This window comes from Aeromonas sp. QDB54 (genome assembly GCF_027707385.1).
GTDB classification, from domain to species: Bacteria; Pseudomonadota; Gammaproteobacteria; order Enterobacterales; family Aeromonadaceae; genus Aeromonas; species Aeromonas hydrophila.
On the sequence record NZ_JAPCIT010000013.1, the window covers coordinates 98,136 to 113,848 of the forward strand.

General features: G+C 61.2%; 11 protein-coding genes and 1 pseudogene. 4 read left to right on the plus strand and 8 right to left on the minus strand.

The genetic code is table 11. The annotated features are described in order from the left end of the window. The first annotated feature begins 125 nt into the window (after positions 1–125). Positions 126–2,039 carry a peptidylprolyl isomerase gene (gene ppiD, locus PG881_RS14185; protein ID WP_270800784.1) on the plus strand — a complete coding sequence of 638 codons (1,914 nt, stop codon included), beginning with the start codon at positions 126–128 and terminating at the stop codon, positions 2,037–2,039. 226 nt (positions 2,040–2,265) lie between these two features. Here ppiD and PG881_RS14190 read toward each other — a convergent pair whose 3' ends face one another. The 5 genes from PG881_RS14190 to PG881_RS14210 form a co-directional block, all read right to left on the minus strand. After that, positions 2,266–3,858, minus strand: coding sequence for an ABC-F family ATPase (locus PG881_RS14190; RefSeq protein ID WP_011705884.1), 1,593 nt, complete (start codon positions 3,856–3,858; stop codon positions 2,266–2,268). Between the two features lie 234 nt (positions 3,859–4,092). Further along, a complete protein-coding gene (locus PG881_RS14195) occupies positions 4,093–5,748 on the minus strand; it encodes a cation acetate symporter (RefSeq protein ID WP_017408234.1) in 1,656 nt (551 codons plus the stop codon). After that, positions 5,745–6,056: a DUF485 domain-containing protein gene (locus PG881_RS14200; protein ID WP_270800786.1), complete on the minus strand. Its 312-nt coding sequence runs from the start codon at positions 6,054–6,056 to the stop codon at positions 5,745–5,747. The genes PG881_RS14195 and PG881_RS14200 overlap by 4 nt, the downstream gene beginning before the upstream one ends. A gap of 109 nt (positions 6,057–6,165) precedes the next feature. Continuing rightward, entirely contained in the window at positions 6,166–6,792 is a 627-nt protein-coding gene (locus tag PG881_RS14205; RefSeq protein ID WP_270800788.1) for a 3'-5' exonuclease, read from the minus strand. A gap of 2 nt (positions 6,793–6,794) precedes the next feature. Continuing rightward, positions 6,795–8,582, minus strand: coding sequence for a putative nucleotidyltransferase substrate binding domain-containing protein (locus tag PG881_RS14210; RefSeq protein ID WP_270800790.1), 1,788 nt, complete (start codon positions 8,580–8,582; stop codon positions 6,795–6,797). Between the two features lie 176 nt (positions 8,583–8,758). Between PG881_RS14210 and PG881_RS14215 the strand changes: the two genes are divergently transcribed. Further along, positions 8,759–9,565: a crotonase/enoyl-CoA hydratase family protein gene (locus PG881_RS14215; RefSeq protein WP_270800793.1), complete on the plus strand. Its 807-nt coding sequence runs from the start codon at positions 8,759–8,761 to the stop codon at positions 9,563–9,565. 860 nt (positions 9,566–10,425) lie between these two features. On the opposite strand, the pseudogene PG881_RS14220 reads toward PG881_RS14215, so the two are convergent. Then, positions 10,426–11,388: pseudogene (locus tag PG881_RS14220) on the minus strand (replication endonuclease); the annotation flags it as partial. Positions 11,389–11,479: 91 nt separating this feature from the next. Beyond that, positions 11,480–12,979: an alanine/glycine:cation symporter family protein gene (locus PG881_RS14225; RefSeq protein WP_011705934.1), complete on the minus strand. Its 1,500-nt coding sequence runs from the start codon at positions 12,977–12,979 to the stop codon at positions 11,480–11,482. A gap of 314 nt (positions 12,980–13,293) precedes the next feature. Between PG881_RS14225 and PG881_RS14230 the strand changes: the two genes are divergently transcribed. After that, positions 13,294–13,731 (plus strand): GNAT family N-acetyltransferase, encoded by a 438-nt coding sequence (locus PG881_RS14230; RefSeq protein ID WP_270800796.1) that lies wholly within the window; start codon positions 13,294–13,296, stop codon positions 13,729–13,731. Positions 13,732–13,749: 18 nt separating this feature from the next. Next, entirely contained in the window at positions 13,750–14,559 is an 810-nt protein-coding gene (locus PG881_RS14235; protein WP_024943952.1) for a zinc-dependent peptidase, read from the plus strand. Between the two features lie 82 nt (positions 14,560–14,641). Here the strand turns inward: PG881_RS14235 and PG881_RS14240 are convergent, their stop codons facing one another. After that, the gene (locus PG881_RS14240; RefSeq protein WP_011705937.1) at positions 14,642–15,238 is read right to left on the minus strand and encodes an acetate uptake transporter; all 597 of its coding nucleotides are present in this window, start codon (positions 15,236–15,238) and stop codon (positions 14,642–14,644) included. Between the last annotated feature and the right edge of the window lie 475 nt (positions 15,239–15,713).

The window sequence follows — 15,713 nt, forward strand, 5'->3', positions numbered from 1 at the left end:
CCGTCCTTGGTCACAGACCAGACAAGTGAGAGGGCTCTCCCTCATACTGATTGACCAAGGCGCATCGCAATCGGTGCGCCTTTTCATTATTTACGCCCATCGAGTTCGGGAGCATAAGTACAAACATGATGTTGGATAAACTACGCGAAGGGGCGCAGGGCAAGGTAGCCAAGGTTATCTTGGGCCTGATCATCCTCTCCTTTGCCTTGGCCGGTGTAGGTAGCTACCTCAACGGCCCGGCTCGTACCGCCCCCGCCACCGTCAACGGCAATGACATCAGCTCCGCTGCGCTGGAAAATGCCTATCGCAACGAGCGGGCCCGCATGGAATCCCAAATGGGGGAGTCTTTCAGCCAGTTGGCCGCCAATCCTGACTACATGAAGCAGTTCCGCCGTGGCGTGCTGGACCGTCTGATCGATCAGGCTCTGTTCGACAGCAAGGCTCGTGAACTGGGTCTGCGCGTCAGCGATGAGCAGATCAAGCAGGCCATCGTCGCCATGCCCGAGTTTGCCGAAGATGGCAAGTTCAACAACGATCGCTATCTGCAGCTGATCCGCCGCGCTGGCATGACCCCGGAGATGTTTCGTGACTCCCTGCGCCAGGACATGGTTCGCCAGCAACTGATGGGCGCCCTGCTGGGCACCGAATTTGCACTCAAGGGCGAAGCCGAGCAACTGGACAAGCTCTACAACCAGACTCGCGATCTGCGTCTGGTGCGTCTGGCCGCATCTGCCTATCTGGGGGACGTGAAAGTCTCCGATGAAGAGGTGGAGCAGTACTACAAGGCCAACAGCAGCCACTTCATGAATGATGAGCAGGTCAAGGTTGACTACCTGCTGCTGGACGCCGCCACCCTTGGCAAAGACGTCAAGGTGAGCGAGCAGGATGCCCAGGATTACTACGATCAGCACCAGGATCTGTTCCAGCGTGCCGAGCGTCGTCATGTGGCTCATATCCTGATCCCGTTCGGCAAGGACGAGAAAGCCGCCGAGCAGAAGGCCGAGGCCGTGCTGGCCAAAGCCAAGGCCGGTGACAATTTCGCCGCGCTGGCCAAGGCCGACTCCTCCGATACCTTCTCCGCCAAAAAAGGCGGCGAGCTGGACTGGTTCGAGAAAGGGGTGATGGATCCGGCGTTCGAGAAGGCCGCGTTTGCACTGACCAAGGCCGGCGATCTCTCCACCGTGGTGAAGAGCCCGTTCGGTTTCCACGTCATCAAGCTGCTGGGGGTTGAACCGGCCCAGACCAAGCCGTTTGCCGATGTGAAAGCAGAGACCATCAGCCGTCTGCAGGCGGACAAGGCCAAGGAGCTGTTCTTTGCCGAGCAGCAGAAGATGGCCGACAGCAGCTTCGAGAACCCGGATTCGCTGGACTTGACCGCCGACACCATGGGTCTCAAGGTGCAGTCCACCGGTTACTTCAGCCAGGCTGATGCACCGGCACCGCTGAACGATCCCAAGGCACTCTCCGCCGCCTTCTCCGAGCAGCTGCGCGATGACAACACCAACTCCGACGTGATCGAGCTGGCGGATGGCAAGGCGCTGGTCATGCACATCACCGGTCACCAGCCGAAAGCGGCCAAACCGCTGGCGGAGGTGAAAGACCAGGTGATTGCAGCCATCAAGCACGACAAGGCCAGTGAAGTGGCCCGTGGCAAGGCGCAGGGTCTGCTGGACAAGCTCAAGGCTGGCGAGAATATCCAGGCCGAGCTGACCGCGCTGGGTCTGAAGGTGGAGAATCATGACGGGGTAGCCCGCTTCGCTCAGGATCTGGATCAGAACCTGGTGGCGCAGGCCTTCCGCATGCCTCATCCGATTGACGGCAAGCCGAGCGTCGAGCTGGTGACCGAAGCCAATGGCGACCGCGTGGTGGTGGCCCTGGACAAGGTGACTGTCGCCAAGGAGCCGTCCGGCATGGCCAAGCTGCTGCAAGGCCAGCTGGGTCAGGGCAAGGCTCAGGTAAGCTACAAGTCTCTCATCGACGAGCTGCGCAAGTCTGCCAAGATCGAGTACTTCACCGATGTGGAAGCCACGGTCGAATAAGTCGAACCGATCCCAATCCATGTGAAAACGGCCCCTTGATGGGGCCGTTTCTTTATCTGCGAGGCGCCGTTCGGTCTCCTTGCTGGAGGGATGACAATCCAGTCCTGGCAGGGGGAAGGGCATATGGCGCACGGGATGTTCCGCATCGTCCAGCAGAATCACAGGCATAAAAAAACCGGCACTGAGGTGCCGGTTTTCATTGACGGGATATGCGAGCAGGAGGGGGTTATACCACGCCCTGGGTGCGCAGGTAATCCTCGTAGGTGCCGCCGAAGTCGCGGATGCCATCTTCAGTCAGCTCCAGGATGCGGGTCGCCAGGGAGGAGACGAACTCACGGTCGTGGGAGACGAAGATCAGGGTGCCCTTGTACATCTCCAGCGCCAGGTTCAAGGATTCGATGGATTCCATGTCCAGGTGGTTGGTCGGCTCATCCATGATCAGGATGTTGGGGCGCTGCATCATCAGCTTGCCAAACAGCATGCGGCCCTGCTCACCACCTGACAGCACCTTGACCGGCTTCTTGATGTCGTCCTGGGAGAACAGCAGACGGCCCAGTACGGAGCGTACCGCCTGCTCGTCTTCGTTCTCCTGTTTCCACTGGGCCATCCAGTCGAACACGTTGAGATCAGTGTCGAAGTCCTCGGCGTGATCCTGGGCGTAGTAACCGATCTGGGCGTTTTCGGACCACTTGATGGTGCCGGTGTCCGGTGCCAGCGCGCCTACCAGGGTTTTGATCAGGGTGGATTTACCGATACCGTTGGTACCCAGAATGGCGACCTTCTCACCCACTTCCAGCATCATGTTGAGGCCCTTGAACAGCGGGGCCTCGCCATAGCCTTTGGAGACGCCTTCGATCTCCAGGATGTTGCGGTAGAGCTTCTTCTCCTGCTCGAAGCGGATGAAGGGGTTCTGCCGGCTGGAGACCTTCACTTCCTCAATCTTGATCTTGTCGATCTGCTTGAGGCGGGAGGTGGCCTGGCTGGACTTGGAGGCGTTGGCGCTGAAACGCGACACGAAGGATTGCAGATCGGCGATCTGGGCCTTCTTCTTGGCGTTGTCGGCCAGCAGGCGCTCACGGGCCTGGGTGGCGGCCGTCATGTACTCGTCGTAGTTGCCTGGGTAGACGCGCAGCTCGCCGTAGTCCAGATCCGCCATGTGGGTGCAGACGGAGTTCAGGAAGTGACGGTCGTGAGAGATGATGATCATGGTGCTTTCACGATCGTTGAGCACCTGTTCCAGCCAGCGAATGGTGTTGATGTCCAGGTTGTTGGTCGGTTCGTCCAGCAACAGAATGTCGGGGTTGGAGAACAGCGCCTGTGCCAGCAGCACCCGCAGTTTCCAGCCCGGTGCTACTTCGCTCATCGGGCCGTTGTGCTGCTCGATGGGAATGCCGGCACCCAGCAGCAGCTCGCCTGCGCGGGATTCGGCGGTATAGCCGTCATACTCGGCGACCAGACCTTCCAGCTCGGCGGCCTTCATGTAGTCATCGTCGGTCGCTTCCAGGTTGGCGTAGATGGCATCGCGCTCGGCGATGGCGGCCCACAGCTCGGTGTGACCCATCATGACCACGTCCAGTACGCGCATCTCTTCGTAGGCGAACTGATCCTGACGCAGCTTACCGATGCGTTCGTTGACGTCCAGGCTCACATTACCGCCAGTGGGCTCCAGATCGCCGCCGAGGATCTTCATAAAGGTGGACTTGCCACAGCCGTTGGCACCGATAAGGCCGTAGCGGTTGCCGCCGCCAAACTTGACGCTGATGTTCTCAAACAGCGGCTTGGCGCCGAACTGCATGGTGATGTTGTTACTCGAAAGCACTGGAATGTCCCGGTTGATCTGTCAAATGGCGCGTATTATGGCACAGATCCCCCGAAAGTTTTAGCAAGAACTGTGATCCGGGCCTATTGCAGAGGGGATAGAGAGGGTGGTGCTGTGCGCTCGCGCCCCCGGCGGCGATGGCCGCGTCGATCCGATTGCAACGGGCGCTGACTACTGCCTGTCGGTATAAAAAAAGCCGGCCCTGGGGCCGGCTTGCAACCGTCAATCGAAGGTTCAGTGGGAGCTGGCGCTGGCTGCCCCCAGTCCGGTCTGGGAGCGGACGAACTGCGGGAAGAATTTGGCGTGCTCGTCGAGCGCATTTTGCGACTTGTCGGTGACCGAGAACAGCCAGATCCCGACGAAGGCCACCGCCATGGAGAAGAGGGCGGGGTACTCGTAGGGGAAGATGGCCTGAGCATGGCCCAGCACCTTCACCCACACGGTCGGGCCCAGGATCATCAGGCTGACCGCGCTCACCAGCCCCAGCCAGCCGCCGTAGACGGCGCCGCGAGTGGTCAGGCGAGACCAGAACATGGAGAGGAACAGTACCGGGAAGTTGCAGCTGGCGGCGATGGAGAAGGCCAGCCCCACCATGAAAGCGATGTTCTGCTTCTCGAACAGGATGCCCAGCCCGATGGCCACCACCCCCAGCACCACAGTGGTGTACTTGGAGACGCGCAACTCGTCGGCTTCGTTGGCCTTGCCCTTCTTGATGACGCTGGCATAGAGATCGTGGGAGACCGCAGAGGCACCGGCCAGGGTCAGCCCGGCCACCACCGCCAGTATAGTGGCAAACGCCACGGCGGAGATGAAGCCGAGGAACAGGCTGCCGCCCACTGCATCGGCCAGGTGGATGGCGGCCATGTTGGTGCCGCCCAGCAGGGCACCGGTGGCGTCCTTGAAGTCCGGGTTGGTGCTGACCAGCAGGATGGCGCCAAAGCCGATGATGAAGGTCAGGATGTAGAAGTAGCCGATAAAGCCGGTGGCATAGAACACGCTTTTGCGCGCTTCCTTGGCGTCACTCACGGTGAAGAAGCGCATCAGGATGTGGGGCAGGCCGGCGGTACCGAACATCAGGGCCAGACCCAGCGAGATGGCGGAGATGGGATCGGCGACCAGGCCGCCCGGGCTCATGATGGCGATGCCCTTCTCATGCACCTTGACTGCTTCACTGAACAGGGTGCCGATGTCGAAGTTGACCGACTTCATCACCATGATGGCCATGAAGCTGGCACCGGAGAGCAGCATCACCGCCTTGATGATCTGCACCCAGGTGGTGGCCAGCATGCCGCCGAACAGCACGTAGAGCACCATCAGAATGCCGACCAGCACCACGGCCACATGGTATTGCAGGCCGAACAGCAGCTCGATCAGCTTGCCGGCGCCCACCATCTGGGCGATCAGGTAGAGGGCGACCACCACCAGCGAGCCGCTGGCGGAGAGGGTGCGCACCTCGGTCTGCTTGAGGCGGTAGGAGGCCACGTCGGCAAAGGTGTACTTGCCGAGGTTGCGCAGCCGCTCCGCGATCAGGAACAGGATGATGGGCCAGCCCACCAGAAAGCCGATGGAGTAAATCAGGCCATCGTAGCCGGAGGTGTAGACCAGCGCGGAGATGCCGAGGAAAGAGGCGGCGGACATGTAGTCACCGGCGATGGCTAGGCCATTCTGGAAGCCGGTGATGCGCCCGCCGGCGGCGTAGTAGTCGGAGGCCGAGCGGTTGCGCTTGGAGGCCCAGTAGGTGATGAACAGGGTGGCCGCCACGAAGATCACGAACATCACGATGGCCGAGATATTGAGCGGTTGGCGATGCACCTCGCCGGTCAGCGCATCGGCTGCCAGCAGGGGGGAGGAGGCCAGCGTGGCCAGCAACAGCAGAGACTTGCCTTTCATGATTGGGCTCCCTTGAGGATCTTCTGGTTCAGTTCGTCAAACTCGCCGTTGGCCCGAAACACATAGATGCCGGTCAACACGAAGGAGGAAAGGATCAACCCCACGCCGACCGGGATGCCGCGGGTAATGGTGGAGCCTTCGCTCAAAGGGGTGCCCAGCCAGCCGGGGGCGAAGGCGATGAGCATGATGAAGGCCAGATAGAGCCCCAGCATCAGGATGGAGAGGGACCAGGCAAAGCGCTGGCGCTTGGCGACCAGCTCCTGGAAGGTGGGATCTTGCTGGATCCGAAGATACGGTTGCTGTTCCATTGCAGTGCTCCATGACATTGAGTGTCGGCGGTGAATGAAGGGAGGTCCCTACCGAGCAGCAGGGCTGCTCATGTAAGCAAAATGTGAATCAAATGTTATTTGTGGACAATTAGACTTTGGGATAAGCCAGTAGCCCGCCCCGGGTGAGGCGCAAGAAGATGAGGGCGGCGGTGATGGCGTCACTTAGGGCGTCGTGGGCGGGCAGGGCCGGCAGGCCCAGGTGGCTGCTGATGGCGGCCAGATGCAGGTCGATGGCGGCATCGGGGTAGCGGCGATAGAGGTGATCGTGGTATAGCCGGCTCACCTCTATCCCTCGCTGTGCCAGGGTCAGCCCCCAACATCGCTGGCAGGCGAGGTTGAGGATCCGCAGGTCGTAGGCGATGTGATACCCCACCAGTTCGCGCGGGCCGATAAAGGCCAGAAGCAGGCGCAGCGCGGCCTCCAGCGTCATGCCCTGTTGCAGATCCTGATGGCGCAGGCCGTGGATCACCACCGAATGTTCGCTCAGGCTGGCCGGCGCTTGCACCCGGATGGACAGCGCCTCGCCGGTCAGCACCCGGTTGCCCTGGATGCGCACCGCGCCGATGGCGACGATCTCGGCCTGGGCGGGATCCAGGCTGGTGGTCTCGAAGTCGAGGGCCACCCACTCGTCGGCGGGTGGGTCGGCATAGAGCGGGGCAAACGCCGGGTCTTGAACGCGGCGGCCATGCCAATGACGGCGCAGGCGGCTCAACATGGCTACTGCCTCAGACGAAAGTGCAAGGTGAGCCACTGCTGGAACTTCTTCACCTGATGCAGCGCCTGGCGCAGCAGATCCCGCTCACCGTGGCTAAGGTCATTGACCTGCACCCGGCTCTCCCCCTCCTTGAGTTGGCTGCGCAGCCGCAAGCGGACGAACAACCGGAACGCCTCCGCCAGATTGTCGCCAAAACCGGTACTGAGCCGCCCGGCCGCCACCAGCGCCTCGATCCGTGCCAGGGTAGAGGTCTCCAGAATGGCGGCTTCCAACGCCAGCATGCGAATGCCGTGTACCAGCGGGAAGAGGCCGCCACGTTTCAGATCCAGTCCCTCTGGCGCCCGCTCCAGGCGGCCAAACAAGGTGAGCGGCGCATGGAAGGCCACCGCCGGTCGCACCATCTCCGCCAGCAGATCTCCCCGCTCGGCCAGCTGATCGCGCAACTTGCGGGCAAGAGGGGGGAGCAGACCGCGATCCCCGGCGATGGGGTGGGCGTCGGCCAGGGTAGCGAGCCAGAGCAGGTCTGCTTCACTGGCCTCGACGCAGGCCCGCTCGATCTCCTGCAGCCAGAGCGCCAGCGGCTTCACCCAGGCCGGATTGTTGACCATCACCCGGCCGGGGCAGGGTGGGTAGCCGAGCCGGGCCAGCAGATCGCTGAAGGCGGCCAAATCGGCCTGCCGGGTCGGCCAGTGCAGGTCGGCGGGCAGGATCAGGGCATTGTCCTGATCGGTTTTGAGGATCTGCTCGCCGCGCCCCTCCGAGCCCAGCATCAGCAGGCAGACCCGCTCCTGCACCGCAGGCGGGATCACCAGGGCAAAGGCCTTGGCGATCAGCTGCTCGTTGATGGTGGCGATGAGCTTCATCAAAAAGGCGGTGTGGATCCCCTGGCCGAACAGGGAGCGGGTCAGCTGTTGCTGCTCCCGGGCGACCGCTTCCAGCGCCGGCAGGGTGTCGGCGCGGGCGATGCGCAGGGTCAGCACATGGGAGTGGGTGGAGAAGAGACCGAGCACCTGGGTCAGGTGCAGGATCCCCGCCACCTCCTGCCCCTGCCAGACCACCAGCCGCTTGATGCGATGACGGGTCATCAGCAGCAGGGCGTCGAACAGATAGCTGTCCAGTGGCAGGCCGATGAGCGGGGTCGGATCCAGTACCGCCAGCGGCGTCGTCAGTGGCAGTCCCTTGAGCGTCAGGGCGTGCAGCAGGGTTTTGCGGGTCGCCAGACTCAGGCTGCCATCCGTGGCCGGGTAGAGCAGGCAGTCGGTGCCCTTGGCCACCATGGCCTCGGTGGCAGCCAAGAGCGACAGGCGGCTGTCGACGATGAGCGGCGGCTGCAGATGACCGGGCTCGATGCGGGTCAGGATGAACTCCGCCAGATTCTTCTGTCCCAGCTGGGCGCGCTGCTCCTGCTGTTGTTGCCGCTGTGCCAGGCTGGCGGTGAAGTAGCGGGCGAAGGCGGGATTGCCCTCGCACAGCTCGATGAAGGTGGCTCTGGGGATCAGCTGGCAGAGCAGATCTTCCAGCGCACTGAACTGGTGGCGGCAGTGGCCGTCGAACTGGGCGCGCACATCGAACAGATCCCCCTCGCCATAGTCGCCAAACTGGTGATGGGGGCTCGACTCCTCCACCGCCCCCTTGAGGACGAGATAGAGGCCGGGGGGCGCATCACCTGCCTTGAGCACTGGCTGGCCGGCGCGAAAGTAGCAGATGGAGAGGTGCTGCTCGAGCCGTTGGCGCTCCTCTGCGCTCAAGCAGTCAAACGGCGGGCGGGCAAAGTTGAACAGGCTGGTCATGGCAATCCTTGGCCGGTGGCGTCAAGCCAGTCTGACAAAGCGGCGCCTGACCAGCCAGCCGACTTTAGTCGCACGCGCCGTGGCAGTGGGAAACCGGGCTCCTCGCTGTACCTGGCGATAACACTCTGATAACGTGGTGGTATGACCAGTGTGAGCTCAGGAGAGGACAGGGGAAAATGGAAAAACCAAGGGTCAAATGCGAGGTCCGGGACGGCATCGCCGAGGTGATGCTGGCACGGGGCGACAAGCTCAATGCGTTGGACAGGGCCATGTTCAGCGCCATCGACGAGGTACTCGACCAGCTGCGCCAGCACAAGGGGCTGCGGGCGGTGATCCTGCACGGGGAGGGGCGGGCTTTTTGTGCCGGGCTGGATGTGAAATCCATGCTGAAGCAGCCGGTGGCGGCGCTCGAGATTTTAAAACGCGAGGCGGATGAAGCCACCAACCTGGCCCAGCGGGTGGCTTATGGCTGGCATCAGTTGCCGGTGCCGGTGATCGCCGTGACCCAGGGGGTCTGCTTTGGCGGTGGGTTGCAGATTGCGCTCGGCGCCGACTTTCGCTTCAGCACCCCTGATTGCCGCTTCTCGGTGATGGAGATCAAGTGGGGCATCATCCCCGACATGAGCGGCAGCGTCAACATGCGCAACCTGATGGGGGTGGATACCGCCATGGAGCTGGCCATGAGCGGACGCGAGCTGCCGGCGCCGGAGGCCAAGTCCCTCGGGCTGGTGAGCCGGGTCTGCGACGACCCGCTGGCCCAGGCGCGGGAGTTCGCGAGAACCCTCATCACCAAGTCACCGGACGCGCTGGCGGGGATCAAGCAACTCTACAACCAGGCCTGGGCCCGCAGCGACGAGGCGATGCTCAAAGAAGAGACCCGGCTGCAAAAGCAGATCCTGGGTCGGCCGAATCAGTGGCGCGCCACCCTCAACAGCCTGTTTCGCTGGCGCCTGCCGTTCGGGCCGCGCCGCAATGCGCTCTGACAGGCAGGGATAAACAAGAAATGGTATCGATCTGGTGCCAAGGCTATTGAGGGCCCCCAGCATCTGATCAAACGGTTCTGGTTTCCTTTCCTTATCCGCGGGTTGGGCTCATCGGTGATGCCGAGGCCCAGCAGGTAGGTGTGCCCCAGGTAGGCGAATTGCTCGATCGGCTCGATGGAGCAGAACGGATACTGGCCGTTCTGGTTGTAAGTAGATGAGATCCCGATTTGGGCAGAGGATGGTGAACCGCTTGTGCTGGTCATCGACCTCAGCGGTTTTGAGCGCTTGCAGGGGGGCCGTAGTTGGACCCGCGATTGTGATCGGTCTAGATGACGGCAGTGTAATAGGTCGGATCCTAGGCCTCAGAGTTTTCTGTGGCAAGACAGGCTGTTGATTTGAGTAGTAAAGGGGGCAATGCGGGTTTATTGCAAAGTGTGTGGCCAGCGAGGCCGCATTACCAAGGGAAGGTGCGAATAAGTCACCAAACATAAAAATGCGCCTTTGTAAGTATTTGAATTTAATAAACTAATTTTTTCAGTTTCGTTGTGGAGGGTGCTTATTCGCACCCTCCCTAGGACACGTGAGATTTCTTGTATTAGTGACATTTGCAAATCCTACTTGTGGTGCTGAACAGTAATTAGATGGACGGAGGTATTAATCCGTTAATATAGCCTTCTGTATAGCCCCACCACGCCCTCATAACTAATAGTAAAAAACCTCTTTTAGAACATGATATTACCAGTGTATCTCATATGTCTAGGTGTATTCGTTTGGCTTCTTTTGGCGTTACCTCTGCCGCTGAGTAAAAACACAACCAAGGAGTGGCGACGAAAAACACCACCAAGCATTCGGTGTGTTGTTCATACCCACTCACCGCTGTAGTCATCCTGTTGCCACTCCTGTGTGTCCAGCCCCTCCAATACCCGCCACATTTCTGACTGATAGGGCTGTGGCAGCATCTCAATCCATTGGTGTGTCCCTGCATGGCCTTGTGCCTGGTACACCTTGCCGCATAGCTCAACCAGCATCGGCCAGTCCGGATCGCCTTCCGGCACCGCGTATTCATCCGGCTGGTCCTGTTCGGCAGGCCACACTCCTTCTGGCTGCCAATCCGGTTCTCTTGGGAGCGATCGACTCGACTGCACCTGTCCGTTCTCCAACCAGAGGGTGAAGCCGTCCACAGTGACGTTGGAACCCGCCCTCAATCGGTCAATGGAGAAGGATGATAACCCCCATTGTTCCTTCATGATCTGGTCTGCGAAGGCATCAGGATCTGGCCGCGTACAGTTATTGTCAGAGCTCCAAGGTGCCGGGCTGTCGCCCGTCTTAACCCCAACTTCCCTCGCTGCAGCCTCGGCGGCTTTCCTGGCTTCATGGGTGCCGGCAGGCACGACTTCCCACCCTTGCAGGCGGGTCTTGATGCCCAGGCGAGCGGAGGTAATGCCCATCAGGCGTTCGCCATGGCTGTTGGCCTGCTCCTCGATAAGGTGGGCCAGCTTGATGGGGGGTCGGCACGGGTGGCCAGTGCGCCGCCCATGGCGTGCGGGTAGCAGCGAAAGATGCCGTTATCCGCGGCAAAGCGGGCCGCCTCAAAGCGCGGGTCTTGCAGCACTGGCTTGGGCGGGCCAACCATATCGGCATGCTTCTTGGCGTTGCTGATGCGGGGCAGCTCGCGCCAGACCCCCGACCGGTGTGCCGCCGATCTGCTGGAAGGTGCGAATGCCCCACCAACTGGCCCAGGCCACGGCATGCAGGGCGCCCTCATCGGCGGCAGTGCCAGCCTCTTCGTCATCGTCCAGGTAGGCGCCGTCGATGCTTTTGGCTCTCAACTAATTGAGTTGATACAACTTATTGAAATTAAAGAAACAAAAATGGCAGCCGAGGCTGCCATTTTTGTTGGGGAGTGGTGCGCGATCAGGAGATCTTGCGATCCTGGTCCGGTTCGAAGGGGTGACCGGATTTTTCCTGCTCCAGGTTGTCTTCGGAGCGATGACCGGCCCAGTAGTCGGCGTTCTTGATGCCGAGTTTCTCCGGGTGGAACACCGGATCCAGCCCCTTGGCTTGCTGCGCTTCATAGTCGCGCAGGCAGGCAAAGGCGGTCTTTTGCAGCAGCAGGATGGCGATGATGTTGAGCCAGGCCATCAGCCCGACGCCTATGTCACCCATGCCCCAGGCGAGCTCGGCGGTTTTCACTGTGCCATAGACGGTGGAGGCCATCAGAGTCAATTTCAGCACGAAGGTCAGCCAGGGACGGTTCACCTTGCGGTTGATGTAGGCGATGTTGGTTTCTGCGATGTAGTAGTAGGCGACGATGGTGGTGAAGGCGAAGAAGAACAGCGCGATGGCCACGAACATGCTGCCAAAGCCAGGCATCATGCTCTCCATGGCGGTCTGCACGTAGCCCGGGCCTGCAGCCACGCCGGCGATGCCGGTGTAGAGGGCGGCGCCGTCCGGTCCCTGCACGTTGTAGAGGCCGGTGATGAGCAGCATGAAGCCGGTGGCGGAGCAGACGAACAGGGTGTCGATATAGACCGAGAACGCCTGCACCAGGCCCTGTTTGGCCGGGTGACTTACTGCGGCGGCAGAGGAGGCGTGCGGCCCGGTACCCTGACCCGCTTCATTGGAGTAGACCCCGCGCTTGACCCCCCACATGATGGCCAGACCCAGAATGGCGCCAAAGCCGGCATCAAAGCCGAAGGCACTCTTCCAGATCAGCAGGATCACGCCGGGCAGGGCGTGGATGTTGAGGGCGATGATGACGCAGGCGACGATGATGTAGCCGAGCGCCATGAAGGGCACCACGGTACTGGCGAAGTTGGCGATGCGCTTGACGCCGCCGAAGATGATGAAGCCGAGCAGCAGTGCCAGACCGGCGGCGGTGACGTTCGGATCGATATCAAACGCGGTCTGCAGGCTGGCGCCGATGGAGTTGGCCTGCACCCCCGGCAGCAGCACGCCGCAGGCAAAGATGGTGGCGATGGCGAACGTCCAGGCGTACCACTTCATGCCGAGCCCTTTCTCGATGTAGAAGGCCGGGCCGCCGCGGTATTCGCCGTTGATCTTCTCCTTGTAGACCTGGCCCAGGGTGGACTCCACGAAGGCGGAGCTGGAGCCGAGGAAGGCCACCATCCACATCCAGAACATGGCACCCGGGCCGCCGAAGGTGATGGCGGTGGCGACGCCGGCGATGTTGCCGGTACCTACCCGGCCGGCCAGGGTCATGGCCAGCGCCTGGAAGGAGGAGACACCCGCATCCGTGCTCTTGCCATCAAACATCAGCCGGATCATCTCCTTGATGTGACGCAGTTGCAGGAAGCGGCTGCGCAGGGAGAAGTAGAGGCCTACCCCCAGACACAGATAGATGAGCGCCGGGCTCCAAATCACACCATTGATGGCATTGACGATCTCATTCATGTACAACAACTCCTTTGTTGTGCTGTCTTGTTGGCGGGGTCTGTGCCCCGCTCCCTCAAATTGGTGGTGACCCTGGGGTCACTCGTTATGGTGTGGGACGGGTCGGTGGATGTTTCCACTGGCCAGTCCGCGGGTTTTAACATATCGATTTGTGCTGGGGCTTCCCAGCGAAATATGTTGTTATCTTGTTAATTTGTGAATTGACATTAACAAATGGCCGGTGCAACTGGACAGAATGCGGTGCCGGCCCGGTATCATCTCCTCTTTCATCGGCGTTCTGCGGCGGGAGAAGGAGAGCAAAATCAAGGCCAAGGATGAAGATGGAGCAAGAAATAGCGATGATCCGCCCGGTGTGTGCCGAGGATACGGCCGCCATGGCCGACCTGTTCGGCCAGCTGGGTTACCCGGTCAGCCCGCAGGTGCTGGGCGAGCGCTGGCTGGTGCAAGATCCGGCCCGCGAGGTGCTGGTGGCCTGCCTGGGGGAGGAGATAGCAGGCGTGCTGGTGTGGCACTGGCTGAGCCCGCTGCACGTTGCACCAGCGTGGGGCCTGATCTCGGCGCTGGTTGTCGATGAGGGTGCAAGGGGACGCGGCGTCGGCGCCGCCCTGCTGGTGGCGGCAGAGGAGCGGGCGCGAGCGCTGGGTTGCAGCCAGCTGGAGCTCTCCAGCAGCCTCAAGCGGGAAGGGGCCCATCGCTTCTATCTGGCGCAAGGATATGTCGAGCGTCCGAAACGGTTTGTGAAAACAGTCTGATCAGCAAGAGGAGTCTGCGTGTTCTGGTCCCGCTTACGAAGTGTGTTTGGTGGTGCGTCCCGGCAAGATGACAATGGGCCTGGCGCGCTGGAGTGGCAGCAAGCCTTGGCTGCGGTGCCCATTTTGCAGGGTTTTTCCCGGGAGGAGGAGCAGACCCTGATCGGGCTGGCACAGCAGCTGCTGGCCCGCAAGACCCTGACCCAGCTCGGGGTGTCACTCACTTCCCGTCAGCAGGCGGTGCTGGCCCTGCAGGCGGCGCTGCCGATTTTGCATCTGGGGCTCGACTGGTATCGGGGTTTTCACGAGATCATCCTGATCCCCGAGCCGGTGGTGCGCCGCCAGCAGGTGCAGGACGAGTTCGGATTGGTGAGTGAAGTCGAAGAGGAGAACGCCGGCGAATCCTGGCCACAGGGGCCGCTGGTGCTGGCCTGGAGCGAGCTGCAGCAGGACGGGGACTGGGACGGCTTCAATCTGGTGATCCACGAGCTGACCCACAAGCTCGATATGCTGGGGGGGGAGGCCGACGGGGCGCCGCCACTGCCGGCGGGCATGGATCCGCGCCAGTGGAGCGGTGCGCTGCAGGCGGCATTCGATGCCATGCAGGGGCAGCTGGATCGCCACGAGCCTACTGCCATCGATCCTTACGCTGCCTCGCACCCGGCCGAATTTTTTGCGGTGTGCAGCGAGTGCTTTTTTACTGATCCGCTGCGCCTGCGCGACACCTATCCGGCGGTGTACCAGCAATTCACCCGCTTCTTCGGCCAGCAACCGGCCGCGCGTTTTCCTGCCACCCGGCTGCTGGCGGGGGAGCCCGAGTATCACGGCTAGCCGGGCGATCCTGGCAAATCGCGCCCAACAAAAAGGCACCCCGCGGGGTGCCTTTTTCGTGACAGCTGTGTCGGCCGGGTGCTTAGGCAGCGGCTTTGAGCTGAACGGCGGCGGCTTTCTTGTGATCGCCGATGGGCATCACGGTGCGGCCGAACTGCTCGTTGATCACGGTGGCCATGGCCAGGTAGATGGCGCTGGCGCCGCAGATGATGCCTTCGAAACCGGCGATGGTGCCGATCAGGGTGCTGCCGGTGAAGTCACGGGCGGCCAGCAGGAAGAACAGCACGGTCAGGGAGGCGAACACGAACTGCTTCACGCGCGGGTAGTTGACGGTCCCGATCAGCATGAACAGGGTGAACATGCCCCACATCAGCAGGTACCAGCCCATGTAGGCGTGCGGGGTGGCTTCGGCCAGACCCATGGTCGGCATCACCAGCAGGAACACCAGGCTCCACCAGAAGGTGCCGTAGGAGATGAAGGCAGTCACACCGAAGGTGTTGCCGCGCTTGTACTCCATGATACCGGCGATGATCTGGGCCAGACCGCCATAGCACAGGCCCATGGCCAGGATCATGGCGCTGATGGGGAAGAAACCTGCGTTATGGATGTTCAGCAGAATGGTGGTCATACCGAAACCCATCAGACCCAGAGGGGCAGGGTTGGCCAATTTTTCGCTCACGTGGCGTTCTCCAAAAATAGAGGTGGGGGTTGATAAAAGACGCGCGATTTTAGGCAGGCTCTGGGCGCTGGGCAAGGGGGGGAATGGTCGAAACGGTAAAAAAATAACGGGATTTTTTACCCAACTGACCATTCGTGCTATCCAGGTAGATGGCAGGTGAATGAATGGTACGGACAAGGTTGATAAATTGTATTGAGCAGCACGATTCTGAAAGTTTCATACAATTCGGGCGGATGGGCTGAGCAGTGCCGTCAACGGGATGCCCATTGCCAAGCCCGAGTACGTTTGAGGCATAAAAAATGCCCTCATATGCCATCAGACAAGAGGTGTTCATTGCTTGGTTAAGGCAAACGGCCAAGCTGTCTGCTCGCAGCATCGACAAGGTTGAGCAGGGGCCTTTGTGTCGGACTTGTTAGGTGCCGGACTTGTTAGCTGAGACGGTTGAGGGCTTAAACGACCGAAGGCTAGGGGGCTG

Bases quoted from the DNA above. Each gene is read 5' to 3' on its own strand.
- ppiD (WP_270800784.1), top strand. From the start codon at position 126: ATGATGTTGGATAAACTACGCGAAGGGGCGCAGGGCAAGGTAGCCAAG.
- PG881_RS14195 (WP_017408234.1), bottom strand. From the start codon at position 5,748: ATGAAAGGCAAGTCTCTGCTGTTGCTGGCCACGCTGGCCTCCTCCCCC.
- PG881_RS14200 (WP_270800786.1), bottom strand. From the start codon at position 6,056: ATGGAACAGCAACCGTATCTTCGGATCCAGCAAGATCCCACCTTCCAG.
- PG881_RS14205 (WP_270800788.1), bottom strand. From the start codon at position 6,792: ATGTTGAGCCGCCTGCGCCGTCATTGGCATGGCCGCCGCGTTCAAGAC.
- PG881_RS14210 (WP_270800790.1), bottom strand. From the start codon at position 8,582: ATGACCAGCCTGTTCAACTTTGCCCGCCCGCCGTTTGACTGCTTGAGC.
- PG881_RS14215 (WP_270800793.1), top strand. From the start codon at position 8,759: ATGGAAAAACCAAGGGTCAAATGCGAGGTCCGGGACGGCATCGCCGAG.
- PG881_RS14225 (WP_011705934.1), bottom strand. From the start codon at position 12,979: ATGAATGAGATCGTCAATGCCATCAATGGTGTGATTTGGAGCCCGGCG.
- PG881_RS14230 (WP_270800796.1), top strand. From the start codon at position 13,294: ATGAAGATGGAGCAAGAAATAGCGATGATCCGCCCGGTGTGTGCCGAG.